The organism is Odoribacter sp. N54.MGS-14 (genome assembly GCF_000980295.1).
In the GTDB taxonomy this organism is placed as follows: Bacteria; Bacteroidota; Bacteroidia; order Bacteroidales; family Marinifilaceae; genus Odoribacter; species Odoribacter splanchnicus.
Genome location: NZ_LARL01000024.1, coordinates 16,920 through 39,840 on the forward strand (window position 1 = coordinate 16,920; position 22,921 = coordinate 39,840).

The window sequence follows — 22,921 nt, forward strand, 5'->3', positions numbered from 1 at the left end:
TTTCTCAAACTTAATCGTCCTCATCTTTTATTTGATAGACAGCATGATGTACCGCCCTCAACACTCCGGCACAAGCTTTTCCCCAATACAATTCAAAACTATTATTCAATTGCCATAAAGCCTCTCCGATCACTTCCGGTATCCCACAGCGGAAAGAAGAAATAAAATTCTTCAGGTCCTGGTATATATCACAAGTTTTCTCTGCTATCGAATGTACGACAGGAACTTCACTAAACTGCATATTATCATCGAAAACTTCCAGGTATTCATCGTATTCTCCCAACAGTTGATGAAGCTGTCCATATAAATAATTATAATCGTCTTCGGTGACGATATCTTCGATCAATCCACTATCTCCGCTATCACTCTCCGGCAGCAAGGAGCCCTTCAAATAGATCAAAGGAATAAACTTCTGCAAACGCTGGATAAAATCCCTGCGCTGCATCTGAGGTGCCGTCTCCACAAAATCACAAAATTCCTTGGCTACTGCAACAAACTCGATGACTTCTTTGCTATATCCAACATGTTGAAAATCTTCCATAAACTACTTTCTTTTATTTTACAAAGGTAGCATTTTACCTCCTACCTCGGTATACTTACGGGAAATAAAAATGACATTCCAGGTCCCTCCCAGAATGTCATTCTTTGCGGAAAGACGGGGATTCGAACCCCGGAATCCCTTTAGAGGATTACACGCTTTCCAGGCGTGCCAGTTCAGCCACTCCTGCATCTTTCCTTACTTTGGCGGGGCAAAGATAGGATAAAAAGTAAAAAGTAAAAAGTAAAAGATAAAATAAATTTTAGAAAGGGTAGCCGATCGCAAGATTCAGTACCAGACCTTTCCAGAAACTGCCGTCGATATTATAATATCCGGACTTGCCTGTACTATAAGGAGCATGTATAGGTATTCCCAAATCGGCACGGACCACGATATAGGAAAAATCGTAACGTAGTCCGAATCCGGTCCCCAAAGCAATTTCTTTCAATAATCCTTTGATTCTGAATTCTCCTCCGGGACGCTGGGTTTCATTGTTCAACAACCAGACATTCCCGGCATCCATAAACAAAGCCCCTTTAAACCGTTCGTATATTTTGAAACGATACTCGACATTCCCTTCCAGTTTGATATCTCCGGTCTGATCGAGATAAGAATAGGTCGATTCCCTGGGATGGTAACTTCCGGGCCCGATCGAACGGATATGAAAAGCCCGGATACTATTCGAGCCACCGATATAAAATTGCTCACTGTAAGGCATTACTTTCGAATTACCGTAAGCATAACCGATCCCTCCCATAATCCGCATGGCCAATTGATTATTATTATCCACAGTCTTATAACCGATTAATTCAGAAGTAAGCTTCAAAAATTGAGAATAACGATTATTGAGAATTTGTTTGCCCTCCCCCTGATGATTCCCGCAGATATACTGCAGGCCCGCTATAATATTACCGGCCTGAGTGACCGAAGTCTGCCAGAACAACCGGTTGGGATTACGATAAGTCGCAGCCCGGTCGTACGTATAGGTATAAGACATCGACGGAATAAACTGATTCTTAAAACTCTGCGCCACTGCGGGATTTTTATTTACAACAGAATCGAAGGCATGAGAAGTACGCAACAGATAGGTATAATTGAGTTTAAAAGGTACGACGGAATGATAATTCCGGGTAGAAGAATTAAAATCATAGGTCGCACTTCCCCAAAACGAGATCATCCTAAAAAAATTATGTCGGTTGAGCAAATCCGTACCGATCTGAAAATGGGTCTGTTCTCTCCTATCCCGTTTCGTTTTCATCAGTTTGGGAACCAATAACCGGGGCACGGACAAATTAAAATTCAACCCCAGCTCATAAGAATTGATCAAGCCCGAATTGCCTGTCGATTTTTTATTTCCTCCGATTTGCCATTCGTAGGATCCTGTCAACCGGACACTGAAATTCTCTGCCCGGCGGAACATATTCCGGTTAGTAATCCCTAATGTCAATCCCGGACCGAGCAGATTATTCGACTTGGAAGACATATCCACCTCCACTTCCGTTTCAATGGGCAGGGCAAAATCGCCGTTGATTTGCATATCCAGCAAGCGATCCTGAACCGTATCGGGCACGGTAATCGTCATATTGGCGAACTTAAATACACCCAACTGTACAAATCCGGCTTGTGTACGACTCTGTCGCATAGCCGAATAAGTTTGTCCGGGTCGCGTCTTCACCGCCCGGGTGATCACATTCGGTTTCAGCCGTAACGGAGGCTCATAAATGATTTTCACCTGATCCGCCTGTATCGTGTCTTGCCCGCCGGTCGTTTCATTTCCCGACAGCATCACTTTCACCTCACCGATTTTATAAGGATGAAAAGCATTTTGCGGAATTCCCTGCTTCAATCCGATTCGTACGTCGGCCATTTTTCCACCTTGAGTGGTATCGACTAAAAATTCGATATAATCGGGTTGGAAGAAATAATAACCGTGATTTCTCAACCGATCGGACATGCGTTGCCGCTCCTGATTGAGGACATTCACATCGTATTGCCTTCCCGGTTTCAGTTCGGAGAACCGCATATACGAGCGCACGATACTATCCATCGGAGGATTCCATCCCCACAACTGTACACTACCGTAATGAAAAGGCTGAGGCAAATCGACCCAATAGCTGATGCGGGCTTTTTTAGGATTCCGTTTATGCGGAATAATCTCGTAGCGGGAAGTCGTCCCATAAAAACCGAAGTCTTTCATGGCATTATCCACCATTTTCAACCGTAATTCGGGCTGTACATCTGAAATCAACACCGGTTTCTTAGCCAATTTACGATATAACCACCATTTAAAACCTTTCTCTTTTTTTATATTCCAATTATATACCCACAGCCCGATCGGGAAAGGCGAACGGACATAAGGAGAATACAGCGGATTATTGGGTTTCACAGACAGCGGACCGGAAGCGGCTGAATTTTGTGTACTGTTGAGTTTCACTTTCTGAGGGGCCTCGATCTTCATTTTTTTTACTCCGACATACAATACTTCATCTTCTGTCAGTTTTTTAGTCGTTGAACAAGAAAAAAGAAGGAAAAGGAAAAAGATTAAAGGTAAAAAGTAAGAAGAAGAAAAGGTCAGGGTACTACAAATAGGACAAAAGTGACTGAACCGACTTTTGTCAGACTTCCGGGCATACTTTCTGATGAATTCGACTACTTTCATTTCTGATTCTCCGTTTTTGTTTCTCTTTCCGATTTTCGGTTATTTTTAAAGAGATCTTTAAATTTACGGAAATTTTTCCGCCAAACAATACCGACACCCGTTTGAGTGACTTCGCCGTCCAGTACACTCTCATAGTTGGAATGCCGGAACACTTTCAAAAATAGATTTCTCTTCTTCGTAATCACGTATTCTATAGAAATATCGTCGACGAGATTATCTTCTATGTTATTACTCTGATTTTCATTATTATCTGTAGAAATCCGTCCACCGATCTTCACCCGAATCCGATCATTAAAAAATTGTTTGGAGAACTGATACGTATAATCGGTACGGGTTGTATTTTCATCGGTATTATACGAATCGACGCCAAAAGTAAAACCGGTCTTCCGGGTATACTTATTCAATTCATTTTCTACCAGGCTATATAAAGCATTGTTGGCCATACTTCCTCCGCTTCCCGACTTAGCAGCCCCAGGAGCGGTATAAGTATTATAGATCAATAGATTCAACGCTTGACGGGTACGTTCTTCCTGAGAAAAAGTCGCCAACTGATTCTGTACCACCATATCGTTGGGAGCTGACAGGTCAAAAGAGATATCCGGCCGGGTCAATGTATTCTGTATCCGGATGATAGCCTCGAAAGTAACCAGTCGATTCTGTTCTCCGTCGACAACCGTAGCTTTCACCTGTTCGGAAGCGGATATACTCAACATCGGATTCATCACATTTCCTGTCCATTCCACATAGCTGCCACTGCGAATATTAAATTCTTTTTTACCTGCAATGGGAATATTATAAACCACGGTTCCTCCGGATAAAATATATTTCCCCGACAAGGTAAGTCCGTTTTCAGGACTCATGGCCAGAACCAGATTACCCCCACCCTGGATGACGATATTATTACTTCCATCATCCGATAATTCGACGTTTACTGTCACCTGATCTCCGATCTCGATCAACATTTTTAAAGCAAAGCTACTGGTGTTTACCCGGTTAGTCAGATCGTCACGCTCATTCAAGGTGGTATCCCTGAACGATACGAAACGGACCAAATCGGCACTACGGTCCACAAGTTCGGGTCCGGAACTACGCAAAGTATAGGTAATATTGGTCCGGTTGAGCAAATTGATATTTCCGGAAACGCTTAAATTCGAAAAGGCCCCGGCCAAACGGGAATCCAGATTGATATAAGCCTTCCCATAGATCAGCGAAGTCGGATTTTTCTTTACATTCACGACCTCGAAATTACCGGCTTTTACAGATATATCCATATTCATCCGGTCGAACGGAGTCAGGGTAATCGCTCCGTTCAGCACCATATCACTTTTGTTAGGAGCAATAAACCGATATTGCCGAAATAAAATCTTCCCGTTGTCTACAATCAGGCGGGTGGTATCCAATCCGAATGTGGTACCCAACATCACCACATCGGCTTTTCCATTACGAAAGCCCAATCCACCGTTCAAATCCGGCCGATCTACCGTTCCACGAAACTGTAATGCGCCGGTCAACTCGCCCTCCAGTTTCATCAGATCTTTCGGAACAAAAGCGTTGACCATATACAAAGGTAAAGAAGGTATATCTACGTCCAGCATGACCTCCCGGTTGGTCTCGGATGTAGCGAAAGTCCCCTGCACTACCGCCCGGCGGATGCTGTCGATTTTCAACTCAAAATCTACGGCATGATCGGTTAAATGATCCTTTCCTGCATACTGCAGATCCAAATCGAGGGTACCCATCCGCTGTTCTTCATAAAACAGATTATTCACTCCGATATTTCCCTCGGCACCGAAGGTTTTACGATCGGTATACAACAATAAATCCGTATGCAGGATACCGCTCAGATCGGGTAAGAACGGTGATATTTCGGTCAATTTTTTCAGGTCTATACCGGTAATCTCCACCTGTAACCGATCCGTCCTTTCTCCTTCATCAGGCAGAGACTGCAAACTCACCAATTTATTCTGGTAGGCCATCCGGAGATTGGCATCGATCTTCCAATCTTTATAAACCGTTACTTTATTATCGGCATTGACAATCCACCGGCTATACCCCAGAATAGGAGTCATCGGGAAAAAGCTCACCGTAAAAGCACTGTCCAGCATCACCAGATTGATACCCATATCGAATCCGACTCGTTGCCGGGCATCTTTTTGTTTCAGTTCGATCCGGAATTGATTCCCCTGCATTTTTCCGGTCAGGTTGATATTGAACAGTCCCTTCCAGGCCTGGTCGGAACTACCGGCTCCCAATGCATACACCAGACTCTTGCCGGTCTGCCAGATACCCATCTGTACCGAATCGAGACGTACCGTCCCAAAATAGGGAGCCGTAGCCGTGATCCCCATCCGGATACCTGACCGCTGGCGGGAAACGATATCCAGAGAAAGCCGACGAAATCCCATATTCCTGGCCTTCAAAAATTTAGCGATCGCATTATTTTGATCACCTTTCAAGTGCATACTAAAAACAGGCAACTCCGCTTTGATCTGTTCCATATCGATATCTTTACCGGCGATCTGCTTCCCGACAATCCCTGCAATTTTCCCAGCACTCTCCCCGAAACCGGCCAAAGAAGTATCGGCCCGGAAAGTTAACTGTAAATCACCGGTCTTTACATCCAGTGTCGTCTTCTTCAGATCGCTGGCCATATCGATATCCAGGCTTCCCAAGGTATAAGTCTTCCTGCTATCTGCCATGCTCAGGCTATCGAAGCGGGCTTTTAAAGCATAAGCGGAATGTTCCCCGATAAAACCTTGCAAATCTACTTTCAGCCCCATAGTCAAAGGTTCCTGCATCAAATGCAGGGCCTGCAGATCCACCTTGCCGATATAACCACCCAAACCGACCTGATACTGTTGTTGCAGCGAATCTCCCCGGAAAACCAAATCCAAAGGAGCATCGGGATCTTTACTAACCATAGTCCCCCGTAAATGCGTCTTATCCAAGGTAGCCTGTAAAGTAATATCTTTATATTCGTGCTCTTTATAAAACAACTGACGGATTCCGGCATTTACCGAGGTCTTTGCCTGAGGCCACGAAAAATACCGGCCTTCCAACCGGAAATTGGCCGAGGCGCTTCCTAACGAATCGACAGTCAAAAAGCGATCGAGCGGAAAACGGCTCAGGGTCAATTCGCCGTTATATGTCTCCCGGTTCAAATCATAACTCCCGTCGAGGGTCATACAACCAGCATCGGAACACAAGCGCACCAAAGCCTCCAAAGCTCCCTGATTAGCCTTCAGATTCGCCGACCAGGATACATCGGCCGGGATCTTCACGATTCCTTCTTTTAAGAAAACATTAGCAAAGGTAGCGTCCGGCATCTCCGCCCGCAAATCGATCACCCCACTTATTTTTTTCAGGTCCCGGTAGGATTGCAGTTGTCCTTTTCCAGTCAACCGGAATTTTCCGGTCATACCGGCATCCAGGCGGTCGAACCGGACTCTGTTTTCATCTATACTGAAAGTCGTATTCAAATCTACCTGACTATGTTTTAAGTCCTGAGGGATTCCGTCATAAAAGGGAGTAAGATCGGCCAGCCCAACCCTGGCATTCAGCTGAACGATCAAGGGTACCCGTTTCATCAGATTATTCATCGAAGTATCGGCCCGGGCTGTCAACTCGATCTTGCTATGAGCGGTGCGGATAAATGCCCCCCTCAATGCTGTCCGGGCCGAATCGAGATCCACCTGTGCCTGCATCTGTTGCAGCTGTATTCCGTTTTGCTGTACAGCCCTCAGATCTACCAGGTTTCCCCGCACAACCGTTCCCCGGTTATATACACTGTCGATTTGTACGGCAATACCGGACAGCACCAAATCGGTTTGCCCGGCATCGGCAGTCTTCATGCTAAAGGCACTGTTCTCCAATTGTAATCTCCCTGCACGTATCAGCCAAGGCTGGCTACCGGACGGTTCGGTGACCGGTGTCCCGGACGATTGTTCCGTTCCCATCTGCATGTCACACCAAGCCCCTCCGACAGCGACAGCATCTATTTCGACGGATTGCTCCCCCAACAAAACTTTTCCGCCAGTCAGCGAACCGTCCTTTATTCCGGCCCCCAGGTAAGGCAACCCCTCGGTATACATGCGATAACCGACGTCCCGGATCTTTATCTGCCTGACTTCGATCCCCCAATCCAAAGGATTACTCTGCACTGTATCTTCCACTGTTCCGGCTCCGGATTTCAAAAAAACATCCCCTTCTTCCAGGCTAATCTCAGCGACTATCAATTTTTTCCGTTCCAAATCGATCCGTCCCTCCTGTACCCCCAAATTCCCGACAGCCACCTTCAGTTGCATACCGGTAGTATCGCCGGCTAATCCGAACTTCACCTGTCTCAGACCTAACTGTTCGATACCGAGTTCTTTACGAAATATCCGATCGATATTCACCCTAAGCCGGATCGCCTCTGCAGCAACCAGGGTATCTCCGGCAGTTTTCCCGGCATACACATCGTCCAAAACCAGATCAAAAGGAAAACCCAAACGGAAATGCCCGATCCGGACTTCCAAGTCGTAATGCGAAGCAGCATAACGTTCGGCTTTGCGCAAAAGGAAATCTTGTACAGGAGGTAAATAAAGCAAAAACACGATAAGCAGTAGCAACCCTAAAATTACTAAAATCGTTCTGCCCAGATATTTAAAAAATCTTTTCATGCTTAAGTTTTATTCTTCGCAATTACCATTATTCAGATCGTAAAAAAGCGCTGCAAGGCCTGCCTCCTGCTATTCCGTAAAGTCTTTAATTAACGTAAAAAGATCCTTACGGGTTGCACGAATCGATCAACATTGTTTCGGCTTCGGCAATCGCCTGAGGAGTCCCTAAATCTAAAAAACGTCCTTCGTAAAAATACATCAGTATCGGGTGAAGCCTGGCCTGTGACAGATATTCGTCTATAATCGAAAAGACCCCTTTTCCTGACATACGTTCTAAAAATTCCGGGCTCACCACCTGCACTCCACAGAAAGCATAGTTCCGGGAATCCCAAAATTCTTCATCTACCGGTTTTTGTTCCCCTGTGGCCTTATTTTCCCATCCTTTCAGCATCCCTTCACGATTAAATCTCAATCCTCTGCCTTTCCCGCCGGTCCGGGTAACCAAGGTCGCATCTCCCTTATTTTGCCGATGAAAGCGGAGCAAGGCAGGTATATCGATATCTGAAAATATATCTACATTATGAATAAGCACCGATTCACCCGGGCAGAACAACTCCCTGGCTTTCAGAAGTCCGCCCCCGGTATCGAGTAATTTCTCCCGTTCATCGGAAATCACGATATCCCAATCGAAAAAATGTCGTTCGCACAGAAAAGCTTCTATCTGGTCGGCATAGTGATGCACGTTCACCACAATACGCTGTACATCCGCCGCTATCATTTTCCGTATGACATATTCAAGCAAAGGCTTACCGGCTACTTCCACCAATGCTTTGGGCCGATCGTTCGTCAAAGGCTGCAAACGGGTACCCAATCCCGCTGCAAATATCATTCCGTTCATCTAAATATTTATCATCTTATTTTTAATTGCATACATGACAAGCGCAGCAGTATTCCGGCATCCGGTCTTACTCAACAGATTCGCCCGATGTTTATCCACTGTCCGCTTACTGATAAAAAGTTTATCTGCAATTTCCTGGTTGGAAAGTCCCAGGCATACATGATACAAAATCTCGAGTTCTCTCTCGGATATTTCATTATCAGGGGTTTCAGGTTCCGGTTTATGTTGCCCGCCATCACGCATATTATTGAGAATATTCACCAGCAACTCCTCGGAAAAGTAATTCTCACCGGCGGCGACAGCCCGGATTGCCGCAATCACTTTTTCTATACCGGAATTTTTGAGAACGAACCCCTTTACTCCGACATCGACCATTTTATAGTAATACTGTTCATCCCCGTACATAGACAACACGATCACCTTCAAATCCGGCCTGATCCGCAGGGCCTGTTCCGTAGCTTCTATCCCGTTCATCTCGGGCATTTCTATATCCATCAACACCAGGTCACAATCTACAAAGGAGAGGTTTTCAATAAAGTCGCGTCCACTGGAAGCTTCGTAAATATGGTGTACGAAATCCTGGGTAGACAAAAGCAATTTCAATCCTTCCCTGAATAACTTATGATCGTCAACAATATAGATTCTTAATTTTTTCAAATTCTTTGTGTCCATGAATCGATAAACATTTACATCCGTAACTGATAAACAAAGATAAAAATAAAGTCAGAAAGTCAAAAGACTTTAATAAAAGCGTTGGCCCGCATCCCTTTTCCATGCTCGCTGACAATCTCGATATCCCCGTTACCGGATTGCAGCCGGTAACGCATGTTATCCAATCCCATACCGGTATGTCCGGAAATACGGTTTACATCGAATCCGATACCGTTGTCGGTATATTCTAAATATAATATTCCTTCTTCGAGTTGTAAATCGATCGTCACTTTCGAGGCTGCAGCATGCCGCAATGTGTTGTTGATCAACTCGCAGATAACACGGTAGACCACCACTTCGATATTGTAATTGAAACGTTGATTTTCGAGATTAGTAGTAAAATACACCTTAAAATTATCGGCTTGCCGCATCCGTTTTATGAATGCCTCTACCGCATCTTTTAAGCCAAAATTGTTGAGGATATGCGGGCTGATATTGGCCGAGATGTCCCTGACCCCGCTAATCGCTTCATCCACAGCCTGCCGCAGATTCTGCTTTATCTTTTCGTTGACTTCACTTTCTTTATTGGCATCCAACCCCGAGACCAGCATTTTGATCACACTCAGCAAAGGTCCCAGCCCATCGTGCAGCTCTTTCGCAAAACGCTGCCGTTCTTGCTCTTCCGTGCGGATAACCGCTGCCAGTACCCGTTTCTCTGATTCGCGCCGGATCTCATCCACTCTTCGCATAAATTGAAAAATTTTCCGGATATAAAATACTCCGATCAGGAGGACCAAAGCAATGATAAAAGCCAGAATCTTCTGTACAATAGCCAATTCATCTTCCATTTCGGGATAAATCGTAGGCCATAAATCGAAGACCCTCGACACCACCATCAACAAAAATCCGACGGAAATCAGAATCCAGGAAGCATTGAATTTTGTCCGCTTAAACAAGCTAATGGCAATAACGGCAGCAGCAACCTGTAAAAAAAGCGAAACATAAACGAGAATAGTGGACAACATAGTAAGTTCATTAAAATTAAAACGGATATCCGATAGCTATATTAAATACAGATTTATTAAAACCTCCATTACGATTCAACAACACAAAACGTTGCCCTTCGGCCTGCATCGGATCATGTAATTTCAAACCAAGATCAAAACGCAACAGAAAGAAATTGACATCCAACCGTAGTCCGGCCCCTGTTCCGACAGCGATTTGTTTATAAAATCCGGAGGATAACTTCGTACCCTGACGATTCTCATACCGATTGATATTCCAGATATTCCCGGCATCGATGAATAAAGCTCCTTCTAATAACCAGAATAATTTAAACCGATATTCCACATTGGCTTCCAACTTAAAGTCCCCTACATTATTCGGATACTTATCCGGCGGAGCATAAGATCCCGGTCCCAAAGTTCTCGCCTGCCAGGCCCGGATATCGTTGGCACCTCCGCAATAATAAGCCTCTTCAAAAGGCAAAGCCTTCATGTTACCATAGGGATAACCACAACCCAGAAACAGCCGGTAGACGACCGAATTGGCTTTATTCAGGTAATGGTTGAACCGATATTCACCGTCGGCTTTGATAAATTGGGCATACCGGACACCCAGAATTTTATAAAAACGTTCTTCCTCGGAACCGGATTTTCTGGCCCTTAAAAGTTTATCCATAGCCAAAAGAAAATTCCCGGAAGTCTCCAGATTACCCCGGAAATAATTAAAACTTTGTGCAGAATTGACCACCTGGTCGGTAAACACAGCCGAAAAATTCGCCGACAGAATCATATGGTTGGTATAGGCACTTTTGATATATTCATTTTTCAATTCACTGATAAAACTCGAATCGACACTCGGCATCAGCACATAATTCAGATCGATGAGATCGAAATTATACCGCCATTTATTATCTGCCCGCCGCCAAAGGTAACCGAACTTAGCACTAGCTACACGGCGTTTGTAAAACTGTGTATTTTCCTGACTGAAGGAGAGAGAGATCGAAGTTTTAGGAGCAAAATTGCGGCGGAATTCATCCATACGAAAAACCGGCATCCAAAATTGAGGTGTCACTAACTTCAATTCCGTACCGACTTCGGTGGTACTGAAAATTTCATTTTCCTTCAATTTCTCTTTTTTTAAAGCCCCCCATACACTCAAGGTCAGATTCTCCCCCCCATGAAACAAATTGCGGTGATTATAAGCAAAATTACCTCCGACCCCGATATTCCCGGAATTGTTGGTCCCTTCGAGAAAGACATTATAAGACTGCCGTTTGAGCGGAGTAAGCTGCACTTCACAAAACAACACCGGCTCACCGTCTTCCCTTTGCTCTTCCCGGAAAATAATATTGATAAATTTAAACAGATTCAAGGCTTGCAGGCGGGAATAGGAATCAGCCACTTTACGGACATCATAAAATTCTCCTTCCTTGAACTGGATCGTTTCCAGGATCACCTTCGGCTTAATCTTCATATGGCCACGATAAACAATCCCATATTCACCGTAACGGGTATGCCGGTAAAGCGAATCGAGTCCATTGGCCATCAGCAGGGGATCATAATCCAAATTTACCTGAATGTGCTTTATTTTATATTTGCGGTAAGCCATACTGTCGGACACACTGTTGACGATGCTCAGCAAAAGATGAGCCTGTTCCGGATTACCGCTCCGCGAGGTATCGGCATAATAATGAATAAAATTCTTTGAAAAATTATAATACCCGTTTTGCCGGAGCATATGAGTGATCCGTTCCCGTTCATCTTCCAATATCTCTATATCCATCGGCATTTCCTGATGCAACAAAGTGTGATTGGTATCCCGCAAAACCAATTGTACTAACGGAGAGCTTTCGGGTAATCCTCCGGCCCGGAAACTACTGTCTTCCCGGAAAGTAAAATCTTTTACCCGAGTCAGCGGACCGGGATAAATCCGGTACACAACATGAGCCTTTTTCTTTTTAAACCAAACGGAATCCGTCACCTCAGCTTTATAAAAACCTTTATTGTTCAGGTACAATTTCAACTGGGTCACACTTCTGTCGGTCAGGAAAGGACTATAAATCACAGGAGCTTCACCGATGGAACGCAACCATTTGTTAAAGCGCTTATTCTCATTCTTCCCACTCAGGTTATAAAGTCCCAGATGAAAACGAGCCACTCCCAATATCCGCGTATTAGGACGTTGCCGCACCGTTTTTTTCAATTCAGAAAAATTCACCCCTTTCTCTTCTACCCTCACTTTCACCTTATTCAACAGATATTCATCTTTCCCCACATAACGGGTAGGCGAACACGATACCATGACCAGCATAAAGCCCGTCAATAACAAAATTCCCCCTCGCTTTTTCAGTAAGCTGATGAACGGTTGGCTGATAAAATATTCCGAAACAATCTTATATGGAACCCACTTCTCCAAATCTCAAAAAATGTTACTACTTTTGCACAGCTTCTGAATTGCTCTTTATTCAGGATTAAAACCACGCTAAAACCGATGTAGAGGCACAAACCATGTTAAGCAAACAGGTAACAAAAATAGTCCAAAACCTTGAAAAAAAGAAATTCAGGGAAAAATATAATCTCTTTAAAATCGAAGGGGAAAAACTGGTCGGAGAACTGTTGCATTCTCCCCTGAAAATCCACTCCCTGATCGCTTTCCCGTCTTGGCTCGAACAAAACAAAAAAGCGTTGTCAAACGTAAATATCATTGAAGCCGATGAACGGGAAATGCATGGGATATCCAACTTCCAATCTTTACCCGAAGTCATCGCACTGGCCGAAATACCTGTCCATATCTATCGGAAGGAAGAGGTTCTCGATTCTTTATCCCTGGTATTGAACGGGATACAAGATCCGGGTAATTTGGGTACCATCCTCCGGGTGGCAGACTGGTTCGGAATCGGAAACATATTCTGTGATGCCGATTGTGCCGGTGTTTATAATCCCAAATGTGTACAAGCCAGCATGGGGGCCATCTTCAGGGTCAAGACGTTCTATACGGATCTCCCTGTTTTATTGAACGAACTGAAGCAAGAAGGCCTTCCTGTCTTTGGCACGTTTTTAGATGGGAAAAATATTTATACGACAGCATTAAGTACCCGGGGCCTGATCGTCATGGGGAACGAAGGGAAAGGTATTTCAGCAGAAATAGAAGCGCTGACCGGACAGAAACTAACAATTCCGAGTTTCGCCCGGAATAGCGAATCGACCGAATCGCTGAACGTCGGAGTAGCTACCGGTATTATTCTGTCGGAATTCAAAAGAAGGATGTAATCAGCAATTTAAAATAAAACGAAATGAAAAAGATTTTTACGTTATTATGCATCTGTTGCCTGGGTTTCGGAGCGATGGCCCAATTACCGATCAATCTGGGTGTTCACGGCGGGATTTCCAGTAACCGGATAAAATTCAAAGATATCCCCCAGGCTATCGGGACACAAGCCAATACTGGCTATATGGTCGGCGCATTTATGCGCGTCAATCTGGGAAAACTCTATCTGGAACCTGCTTTAAACTATTCGCATAAGAGAAGTGTGATAGAAGAAAAGGCACAGGCACTAGGAGAAAATCCTGACAACTTCGATCTGAAACTCAACACGTTCGATATTCCGATTATGTTGGGTTTCCAAGTATTGGATTTATCTATCGTTAAACTACGGGCCTTCCTCGGACCGGTACTTTCCGTCGGGAAAGTAAAAAACCTGAAAAAACTAGGAGATATCAGTACCGATAAAACCAACTGGCACGGTAAAGTCGGCGTCGGGGTAGATGTCTGGAAACTGACCTTCGATATCGATTATGAAAAAGCATTCAAAAATTTAGGTCATGAACTGAAAGCTCCCCGGTCGTTCAATTTCACCCTGGGACTAAAGATTATTTAAGACCACATTTAAAAATAGCCCACTGCCCGTCCCTGTGGGCTATTTAAAACGTTAGCACATTTTTTCCCCGGCATTCATTTGTTTTTTCAAAATATTTCCTATTCCTTTGTTTCGTCAATTCAATCCTTAAGAAAGATTGTTTGAATTATAAAGAGGAGTTGAGAGACTGGGCTCTATGAAACTCCGACAACCTCCGGAACTTTCCGAAAGGTGCCAAAACCCGGCCTGATAACAGGAGTTATAATTTAAAACAAAAGTAAGATGAAAAAAGCAGATTATTTAACCCACATCACCGACCGGAGAAACCGGAATCTCAAATTCTTCTCTCTTTTTGTATCTTCTATGGACATGCGCTGCATGCGCTGATCTTTTATACCCCCTATTCCGATTTACCGGCTTACGATATTACCAGGTAGTAGTTGGCAAGCCCCGTTAATAAACATTCGGTTTAATGTTTATTTTATAGTGGTATAGTCGAATCCGAACTATATCCTGACCAATTTAAAGGGTAAACGCCCCAGACATGAAACGCTCATTAAAAAACGACAAAATGAAAACTTACGCAGAAATCAATGAAAAGATAAAAAAAGGGACTGCCGTAGTACTGACAGCCGAAGAAGTATCCGAATTATCCAAGACATTATCACCCAAAGAAATTGCAGAAAAAGTAGACGTAGTAACCACCGCCACTTTCGGAGCGATGTGTTCTTCGGGTGCATTTTTGAATTTCGGTCATTCCAATCCCCCTATCCGGATGGAGAAGATCGAATTGAACGGCGTCCGGGTTAGTGGTGGACTGGCAGCGGTAGATACTTATGTCGGCGCTACAGATTGTAACCCATCCTCTCCGGCTTATGGCGGAGCCCATATCATCGAAGACCTGGTCAATGGTAAAGACATTACACTGGAAGCCTGGGGAAAAGGGACGGATTGTTATCCCCGCAAACATATAAAAGCTATTATCAACAAGAATTGCATCAATGAAGCTATCTTATACAATCCGCGAAATTGTTACCAAAACTATAATGTAGCGACCAACACCACCGATCAGATCAAATATACCTACATGGGTACGCTGCTTCCTAAGATGAGGAATGCCTCTTACAGTTCTGCCGGTGAGCTATCGCCCTTGCTTAACGATCCGGAATGCCGGACCATCGGGTTGGGAACTCATATTTTCCTTTGCGGTACAGACGGTTATGTCACCTGGAACGGCACTCAGTTCAACACTTCCAAAGCGGTAAATGAACACGGTATTCCCACTAGTAATGCCCGTACGATAGCCGTTGTGGGTGACTTGAAAAACATGAACACCCAATACCTCCGGGGGGCATATATCGAAAAATACGGTATCACCTTATATGTCGGAATCGGAATTCCTATCCCTATTCTGGACGAAGATCTGGCAAAAAGAGTGTCTATCCGGAATGAACAAATCGAAACGACTGTCGTCGATTATGGGAATGGCAATCAAATTCTGGGAAAAACGAATTATGCCGCTCTACAAAGTGGTGCTATCGAAATCAATGGCCATAAAGTAAGAACAGCGCCCCTTTCCAGTCTGGCCAAAGCCCGGGAAATCGCAGATTTACTGAAAAGCTGGATTCAGAAAGGTGAATTTTTACTCACCGAACCGGTACGGCCAATGCCTGTACAAGCCAGCCTGAACGGATTGAAAGCCATTGAAGATTAAAATTTAAAACCTTGTCAATTAGAAACATCATGATAAAGAAAGTTGTATTATCCTTCCCGGTAGATGCTACCGACAGATCGCTGACCTATGACCTGGTCAAATTATACGATATCCGGATCAATATACTGAAAGCCGAAATACAAGCCGGGAAATCCGGTAATCTATTAGTCGAACTCGAAGCTGATACCGACAAACTGGACCAGGGTATCGCCTATTTAATCGAAAACGGAGTTACGGTAAGTCCGGTATCCAGTAAAGTATCGTATGACGCGAGCCTCTGTATCGATTGTGGCAACTGTGTATCGGCCTGCTTTTCCCACGCGTTGACCATAGGGGCACCGGATTGGAAACTGCATTTCAATCCGGAAAAATGTATTGCCTGCAAATTATGTTTGAAAGCTTGTCCTCTCAAACTATTCCGGATCGAATTTGCCGAAGCCTGAATTTACCCTATGCCGTATGGAATATATCGATCGTACCTATCGCAGGCACTTCCGTCAGGATCGCTGGAGCTATTTTACCATAGCTTATAAAGAAACCGATCTGTGTATCGGCGTGGACCGGGGTTCCTGGCAACCGGAAATACCGGTCTGTGCAGAACGATTTGTCCGGGAATTACGGACGGATATGGACCGCTGGATCGGTTTACATCCGGATTATGCCCAGGCTTTAACCCCCTTTCAGGCAAGCGAGGATGCTCCCGGCATATTCAAAGAGATGTCGCGGGCAGCACAAACAAGCGGTATCGGCCCGATGAGTGCCGTAGCCGGCGCCGTCGCTCTGAAAGTAGGGGAAAACCTGAAAAAACGATTCGGTATAAAAGAAGTGATCGTCGAAAACGGAGGGGATATTTATGCCGACCTCTGTCAGGATATGGATATTTCGGTATTTGCCGGTTCTTCCCCCTTGTCTGAAAAGGTCGGTTTGCATATCGAGGCAGCCTATGCCCCCCTCGGGATTTGTACCTCTTCCGGAACCGTCGGTCCGTCACTCAGCTTCGGTAAAGCCGATGCGGTGATGATTGTCTGTTCGGATGTGATACTGGCCGACACTTATGCAACCGCTTTCGCCAACACGATTCAGACAGCGGAGGATGTCCAGACCTGCATCGAAAAAATCAGGGAGCAGGAAGACATACTGGCCGCCATTGCGATCAAAGACGATAAATTAGGTATATGCGGTAATTTTGAACTCAAACTTTTTTGAATTGAACGAACGTACAACTATGATACAAGACGAAATCAAGAAGCGGATTCTGATCCTCGACGGAGCCATGGGAACAGCTATCCAGCACTACGGTCTGACAGAAGCCGATTTTCGCGGTAGTGAATTTATCTCCCATCCGGTAAACCTGAAAGGCAACAACGATATCCTGAACCTGACCTGTCCCGAAGTGATCCGGCAGATTCATCGGTCGTATATCGAAGCAGGAGCCGATATTATCGAAACCAATACTTTCAACTCGAACGCCATCTCACAAGCCGAATATCGGGGAGAAAAGCTCGTATACCGTTTAAACTACGCGGGGGCGAAATTAGCTGTAACGGAAGCCCGTGCAGCTTCACACCAGGTATATGTAGCCGGCAGTATGGGACCGACTTCCAAGACATTATCCCTATCACCGGATGTCAACCGGCCGGAATTCCGTCCAGTGGACTTCGATACCCTGGTCTCGACTTATGCAGAGCAGGTAAGCGGATTAATCGACGGCGGAGTAGATCTCTTGTTAGTGGAAACCGTTTTCGACGGTCTGAATGCAAAAGCAGCCCTTTATGCCATTACCCAGGTACAGGAAGAAAAAAGGACTTCACTCCCTGTCATGTTATCGGCCACCATCAACGACAGAAGTGGGCGGACGCTCACCGGACAGAGCCTGGAAGCACTTTACACCACCGTATCCCATTACCCGCTGTTCAGTTTCGGATTGAATTGTTCGTTCGGGGCCACCGACTTATTGCCGTTTATCGAACGCTTATCCAAGACGCTGCCTTGTCCGTTGAGTATTTATCCTAATGCAGGTCTTCCCAACGAAATGGGAGAATATGATGAAAGCCCGGAGCTAACGGCTTCCTGTCTGAAACAGATGGCCACAGCAGGTTTACTCAATATCGCGGGAGGGTGTTGCGGTACTACTCCGGAGCACATCCGGGCCATACGTGAAGCCCTTCAAGCCATTTCTCCCCGACAGCTACCGGTTATCCCGGCCCAGCTTGTGGTAAGTGGTCTGGACAAGGTCGTAGTCGATAAAGCCCAAAATAACTTCATCAATGTCGGTGAACGGACCAATGTTGCCGGTTCCGCTAAATTTGCCAAACTCATCCACGCCAAAGCTTATGAAGAAGCTGCCCGGATCGCCCGGAAACAAATCGAGGACGGGGCATCGGTTATCGATATCAACATGGACGATGCCATGCTCGACAGTGCTCTCGAAATGTCCACTTTCGTCCGTTATATCAGCAATGACCCCGATATTGCCCGGGCAGCCCTGATGATCGATTCTTCGGATTGGAATACCATTTTAGCAGGGCTCAAAAATGCCCAGGGAAAATGTATCGTCAATTCGATCAGCCTGAAAGAAGGAGAGGATCTGTTTCTGGCAAAAGCCCGGGAAATACATCATTTGGGAGCTGCTGTCGTCGTTATGGCTTTCGACGAACAGGGACAAGCCGTCACTTATGAACGTAAAATCGAAATCTGTGAGCGGGCTTACCGGCTCTTAACCCGGCAAGCCGGTTTCCGTGCGGAAGACATCATTTTCGACGTCAATATTCTGGCTATCGGAACAGGCCTGGAAGAGCACAATAATTACGCCGTCGATTTTATCCGGGCAATAGCCTGGATCAAGGCCAACCTGCCGGGATGCCGTACTTCCGGCGGAGTCTCCAATCTCTCGTTTTCTTTCCGGGGAAATAACCCGGTGCGCGAAGCCATGCACTCCGTATTTCTCTACCATGCGATCGAGGCAGGCATGGATATGGGCATCGTCAATCCGGCCATGTTACAGGTATACGATGAGATAGAGCCTCAATTACTGGAAGCAGTAGAAGAGGTGGTATTGAACAAACACCCGGAAGCCACGGAACGCCTGATCGAACTGGCCGAACAAATCAAGGGACAGAAAACCGCAGACGGAAAGGCTATAAAAAATGAAGAATGGCGCACCCGTACGTTATCCGAACGCCTGAATTTCGCTCTGATCAAAGGTAATACGGAATATCTGGAAGCCGATCTGGCCGAAGCCCTGACCGTTTATGCCTCTCCCGTCGAAATCATCGAAGGTCCCCTGATGCAGGGGATGGATAAAGTGGGGACACTATTCGGTGAAGGAAAAATGTTTTTACCCCAAGTGGTAAAATCGGCGAAAGCGATGAAAGCAGCTGTCGCAATTTTACAACCGGAGATCGAGAAACACAACGCCGGTACGGGAGAAAATATACAGCGCCCTAAAGTTGTCCTTGCGACTGCCAAAGGAGATGTACACGATATCGGTAAAAACATCGTCAGTATCGTATTGACCTGCAACAATTTCGATGTCATCGACCTGGGGGTGATGGTCGATAACCAAAAAATCGTTGCCGCAGCTAAAGCCCATCGGGCAGACCTGATCGGAATCAGCGGACTCATCACTCCTTCCCTAAGCGAAATGGAAGCTTTGTGTGAGTTACTACAGAAAGAGCAGCTCCGGATTCCGCTTATCGTAGGCGGAGCGACCACTTCAACCGTACATACCGCTGTAAAACTGGCACCCCGATACGATTATGGCGTCATCCAGGGGGGAGATGCCTCCCGGACTGCAGGGATCATGAAACGGCTATTATCCGACCGGTCGTCCTACCTCGCACAAGTGAAAGCAGAACAGGAAAAAATACGCGGGCAATATTATCATAAACAGGACCGTTTGCTTCCCTATACAGAAGCTCAGGCCCTGGCTCCTGTCTTTGACCGGAAAAGCTACCGGTTGCCTGCCAGTTTCGGGGAACACAATCTGTTGGGAAAAAATATGGACTTGCAGGACCTGATCGCTAAAATCGATTGGACTCCATTTTTCCATTTCTGGGGATTCAAGGGTAAATTCCCGGAAATCATTCATCAGCATGAAGAAGCCGACCGTACTTACCAGGCCGCTCTGGAAATGTTGGGCACCGTTATTGCCGGCAATGAATTCGAAGCTTCGATCGTGGTCAACTTCTTCGATGCCTATGCAGAAGATGACGAAATCGTATTGGATAACGGTCACCGTCTCCCCATGTTGCGTCAACAAAAAGCGGGGCAAGAATGCCTGAGTTTATCCGATTATATCTGTCCCAAGGCTTACGGAACTTCCACCATCGGGTTATTTGCTCTGAAAGTCGCCGACAAACAGGGCGGTTGTGACTGCCACGACTTCAGCCATCTGCTGCGTGAAAGCTTATGTGCCCGGTTAACCGAAGCTTTGGCCGAATGGATGCAGGAACAATTGAGTGAAGGTTTGTCCCTGATCCGCCCGGCCTTCGGCTATTCGGCCTGTCCGGATCATTCACTGAAAAAAGATGTCTTCGACCTATTGGATGCACCGTCTAAAATCGGGGTTTCCCTGACCCCGTCTTATGCGATCTATCCGACGACAAGTCTTTGTGGTATGCTCATCGCCCATCCTGCTGCCCGTTATTTCAGCATTGGAAAAATCGGTGCAGACCAGTTGACGGACTATTGCACGAAGCGGGCGATCACCCTGGAAGAAGGAAAAAGATTATTAGGATTATAAAACCGGGCAAGCCTATGCCCATAACCAGTACATCATGACTAAAGTAATCGATATTATCAATCAGAAAAAGGCACCTTTCGCTTCGTTCGAACTGGTGCCTCCATTGAAAGGAAGCGATATCAACAAACTATACGGAGCCATAGAACCTCTGATGGAATTCGCCCCTCCCTTCATCAATATCACCTTTCACCGGGATGAAGTGGAATTCCGCCAGACGGCCGACGGTACTTTTGAAAAAGTGACCATCACCAAACGGCCGGGATCGGTAGCCATTGCAGCAGCGATTATGAAACGGTTTCCCGTAGAAGTCGTCCCCCATCTGATCTGCGGAGGAGCCAGTAAACATCAGATCGAGAACGACCTGATCGACCTGAACTTCCTGGATATTCAGAATGTAGTCGCTTTACGCGGAGATGCTATCCCCGGCCAAAAATATTTCGTTCCCGAACCCGACGGCCACCGTTACAGTTGCGAACTGGTGGAACAAATCCACAATATGAACCGGGGAATTTACCTGGACGAATGTCTGAAAAATGCCGTACCTACTAATTTTTGTATCGGTGTCGCCGCTTATCCCGAAAAACATTATGAAGCCCCGAATATAGACATCGATATCGAAAATCTGAAACGCAAAGTAGATGCAGGAGCCGATTATATCGTTACTCAAATGTTTTTCGACAATACCCGGTTTTATGAATTTGCAGCCAAATGCCGGGCCGCCGGTATTACTGTTCCGATCATCCCCGGCCTGAAACCCATCTCGACGCAAACCCACATCGAAATGCTCCCCCGGGCTTTCAGTATCGACCTGCCCCAGGAACTGATGAACGAAGTCCGGAAATGTAAAGACAATAAAGCCATCTATCAGGTAGGCATCGAATGGTGTACAGCCCAAAGCAAGGATTTATTAGCCCACGGTGCCCCGGCTATCCACTATTATACCATGGGAAAAGCCGACAACATCCGGGAGATTTTAAAACGTACTTTTTAAATAGTTACTTTTGTAACTATTTAAAAAGTAGAATTAACTCAGTTTATAAACCCGAATTCAATAATTTTTCCAATAATTTTTTCAATTCCGGACTGGAAGGCCGAGGCGAGTTGGTCGTCACCACTTTCCCTTCCCGGTCAAATACCATGAAACGGGGAATCGTGGTAAATTTATAGTCTTTCATAATTTGCGGAGACACACCAGCAAAAAGCTGTACACCACTAAGACCCTCCTGCTCCAGAACCTCGAGCCACTTCCGGTGATCTTTCTTCTGATCGATCGATACACCGATAAAAACGACATCTTTACCCTCCATTTCTTTCTCCAGTTTCACGAGATGAGGGATTTCCGCCCGGCAGGGACCGCACCACGTAGCCCATACGTCCACCAGTACAACCTTACCCCGGAAATCGGACAGGGATACCAGCTTACCATTCCGGTCGGGATAAGTGAAATCGGCTGCCATTTCGCCCTTCTTCCCCTGATACAGCCTGGCCGAAACGGCATTCATCCGCTCCCGGTGATTTTCAGTTGTCAGGAAACTGCCATATTCACCGAGTATTTTCTGATAGTTTTCATAAGTCCGGCAACGTTCGGCATACCAAAGCACGATTTCCGCTTTCAGCAAATCATCCGGCAACCATTTAAGCCGATTGGATAAATTGTCCTTCTCTCCTTCTTTTGCCAGAGCAAACGTCGTATAGCGTTGCAGATAATCGTAACCATAAGGTTGTTCCAGTACCGAAGCATCCGTTAATTTATCCCGGGAGATAATGGTTTCGTAATAGGCCGGGTAATCGGCCGGAGTAGGACGGCTCGGCTTAAAAGTATCTTTACCCGCTTTCAGGGCATTCAAAATCCGGAAAGCATAATAATCGAGATCGAAATCAATCGTTTGTTTCACCAAGCGTGCGAATGTCTCATCCCGGAACGTCAGCTTTTCCTGAAACTCACGGGCCTGTGGCAGAAAATCCATAAAATAAGGAAAGAAATCGCGGTAATCGAACAAAGCATACTTCAGATTATCGACTCTTTCCCGTACCGGAATCATCATCGTTTCCCAACGGGCAAGCAAGAGATTTTCCGGCGTATTCCGTACAGTAATCACGATAGTATCTTCGGGAAAATTCACTTCTCCCTGATCACCCGGTTTCATATAAAGACGGATCCGATCCAGCCTCTCCTTTCCCCCCACCGTATAGAAACCTTTCCGTTCAGGCTGGAAGGTAAATCCATACCAACCGTCCCGGCTCACCTTCGAGGT

At 45.7% G+C, this 22,921-nt stretch carries 15 protein-coding genes, 1 tRNA gene and 1 riboswitch; of the genes, 7 read left to right on the plus strand and 9 right to left on the minus strand.

The annotated features are described in order from the left end of the window. Positions 1-10: 10 nt before the first annotated feature. The 8 genes from WS42_RS06955 to tamL (WS42_RS06990) all read right to left on the minus strand — a co-directional run bounded on the left by WS42_RS06955 (position 11) and on the right by tamL (WS42_RS06990) (position 12,767). Positions 11-541, minus strand: a complete 531-nt coding sequence (locus WS42_RS06955) for a DUF5063 domain-containing protein (RefSeq protein WP_022159513.1) — start codon at positions 539-541, stop codon at positions 11-13. A 107-nt stretch (positions 542-648) separates the two neighbouring features. Beyond that, a tRNA-Ser gene (locus WS42_RS06960) sits at positions 649-736 on the minus strand. A 64-nt stretch (positions 737-800) separates the two neighbouring features. Then, a complete protein-coding gene (gene tamL / locus WS42_RS06965; RefSeq protein ID WP_286728397.1) occupies positions 801-3,197 on the minus strand; it encodes a translocation and assembly module lipoprotein TamL in 2,397 nt (798 codons plus the stop codon). Next, positions 3,194-7,858 (minus strand): translocation/assembly module TamB domain-containing protein, encoded by a 4,665-nt coding sequence (locus WS42_RS06970; protein ID WP_046403268.1) that lies wholly within the window; start codon positions 7,856-7,858, stop codon positions 3,194-3,196. The genes tamL (WS42_RS06965) and WS42_RS06970 overlap by 4 nt, the downstream gene beginning before the upstream one ends. 106 nt (positions 7,859-7,964) lie before the next feature. Continuing rightward, a complete protein-coding gene (locus WS42_RS06975) occupies positions 7,965-8,696 on the minus strand; it encodes a nucleotidyltransferase family protein (protein WP_022159509.1) in 732 nt (243 codons plus the stop codon). Beyond that, positions 8,697-9,368: a response regulator transcription factor gene (locus WS42_RS06980; protein WP_022159508.1), complete on the minus strand. Its 672-nt coding sequence runs from the start codon at positions 9,366-9,368 to the stop codon at positions 8,697-8,699. Positions 9,369-9,427: 59 nt separating this feature from the next. Continuing rightward, the gene (locus tag WS42_RS06985) at positions 9,428-10,372 is read right to left on the minus strand and encodes a sensor histidine kinase (RefSeq protein WP_022159507.1); all 945 of its coding nucleotides are present in this window, start codon (positions 10,370-10,372) and stop codon (positions 9,428-9,430) included. Positions 10,373-10,388: 16 nt separating this feature from the next. Further along, positions 10,389-12,767, minus strand: a complete 2,379-nt coding sequence (gene tamL / locus WS42_RS06990; protein ID WP_022159506.1) for a translocation and assembly module lipoprotein TamL — start codon at positions 12,765-12,767, stop codon at positions 10,389-10,391. 92 nt (positions 12,768-12,859) lie between these two features. On the opposite strand from tamL (WS42_RS06990), the gene WS42_RS06995 reads away from it, so the two are divergent. The 7 genes from WS42_RS06995 to metF all read left to right on the plus strand — a co-directional run bounded on the left by WS42_RS06995 (position 12,860) and on the right by metF (position 21,657). Then, on the plus strand, positions 12,860-13,621 hold the full coding sequence (locus WS42_RS06995) for a TrmH family RNA methyltransferase (RefSeq protein WP_022159505.1): 762 nt from the start codon (positions 12,860-12,862) through the stop codon (positions 13,619-13,621). Positions 13,622-13,644: 23 nt separating this feature from the next. Next, positions 13,645-14,229: a porin family protein gene (locus WS42_RS07000; protein WP_013613560.1), complete on the plus strand. Its 585-nt coding sequence runs from the start codon at positions 13,645-13,647 to the stop codon at positions 14,227-14,229. Between the two features lie 142 nt (positions 14,230-14,371). Continuing rightward, positions 14,372-14,476: riboswitch (SAM riboswitch) on the plus strand. 303 nt (positions 14,477-14,779) lie between these two features. Then, positions 14,780-15,922: a homocysteine biosynthesis protein gene (locus tag WS42_RS07005; protein ID WP_046404555.1), complete on the plus strand. Its 1,143-nt coding sequence runs from the start codon at positions 14,780-14,782 to the stop codon at positions 15,920-15,922. 29 nt (positions 15,923-15,951) lie between these two features. After that, on the plus strand, positions 15,952-16,365 hold the full coding sequence (locus WS42_RS07010; RefSeq protein WP_013613557.1) for an NIL domain-containing protein: 414 nt from the start codon (positions 15,952-15,954) through the stop codon (positions 16,363-16,365). A gap of 16 nt (positions 16,366-16,381) precedes the next feature. Continuing rightward, complete coding sequence (locus tag WS42_RS07015) at positions 16,382-17,128, plus strand: UPF0280 family protein (protein ID WP_022159503.1); 747 nt, start codon at positions 16,382-16,384, stop codon at positions 17,126-17,128. A gap of 1 nt (position 17,129) precedes the next feature. Next, on the plus strand, positions 17,130-20,666 hold the full coding sequence (gene metH / locus WS42_RS07020) for a methionine synthase (RefSeq protein ID WP_256316357.1): 3,537 nt from the start codon (positions 17,130-17,132) through the stop codon (positions 20,664-20,666). A 34-nt stretch (positions 20,667-20,700) separates the two neighbouring features. Beyond that, the gene (gene metF / locus WS42_RS07025) at positions 20,701-21,657 is read left to right on the plus strand and encodes a methylenetetrahydrofolate reductase [NAD(P)H] (RefSeq protein WP_046403273.1); all 957 of its coding nucleotides are present in this window, start codon (positions 20,701-20,703) and stop codon (positions 21,655-21,657) included. Between the two features lie 43 nt (positions 21,658-21,700). On the opposite strand, the gene WS42_RS15415 is transcribed toward metF, so the two are convergent. Beyond that, a partial coding sequence (locus tag WS42_RS15415; RefSeq protein ID WP_286728400.1) for a TlpA family protein disulfide reductase occupies positions 21,701-22,921 on the minus strand: 1,221 nt, incomplete at its 5' end.

Bases quoted from the DNA above. Each gene is read 5' to 3' on its own strand.
- WS42_RS06995 (WP_022159505.1), top strand. From the start codon at position 12,860: ATGTTAAGCAAACAGGTAACAAAAATAGTCCAAAACCTTGAAAAAAAG.
- WS42_RS07010 (WP_013613557.1), top strand. From the start codon at position 15,952: ATGATAAAGAAAGTTGTATTATCCTTCCCGGTAGATGCTACCGACAGA.
- metF (WP_046403273.1), top strand. From the start codon at position 20,701: ATGACTAAAGTAATCGATATTATCAATCAGAAAAAGGCACCTTTCGCT.
- tamL (WP_286728397.1), bottom strand. From the start codon at position 3,197: ATGAAAGTAGTCGAATTCATCAGAAAGTATGCCCGGAAGTCTGACAAA.
- WS42_RS07005 (WP_046404555.1), top strand. From the start codon at position 14,780: ATGAAAACTTACGCAGAAATCAATGAAAAGATAAAAAAAGGGACTGCC.
- WS42_RS06985 (WP_022159507.1), bottom strand. From the start codon at position 10,372: ATGTTGTCCACTATTCTCGTTTATGTTTCGCTTTTTTTACAGGTTGCT.
- WS42_RS07000 (WP_013613560.1), top strand. From the start codon at position 13,645: ATGAAAAAGATTTTTACGTTATTATGCATCTGTTGCCTGGGTTTCGGA.
- WS42_RS06975 (WP_022159509.1), bottom strand. From the start codon at position 8,696: ATGAACGGAATGATATTTGCAGCGGGATTGGGTACCCGTTTGCAGCCT.
- WS42_RS07015 (WP_022159503.1), top strand. From the start codon at position 16,382: ATGGAATATATCGATCGTACCTATCGCAGGCACTTCCGTCAGGATCGC.
- WS42_RS06955 (WP_022159513.1), bottom strand. From the start codon at position 541: ATGGAAGATTTTCAACATGTTGGATATAGCAAAGAAGTCATCGAGTTT.
- WS42_RS06970 (WP_046403268.1), bottom strand. From the start codon at position 7,858: ATGAAAAGATTTTTTAAATATCTGGGCAGAACGATTTTAGTAATTTTA.
- WS42_RS06980 (WP_022159508.1), bottom strand. From the start codon at position 9,368: ATGGACACAAAGAATTTGAAAAAATTAAGAATCTATATTGTTGACGAT.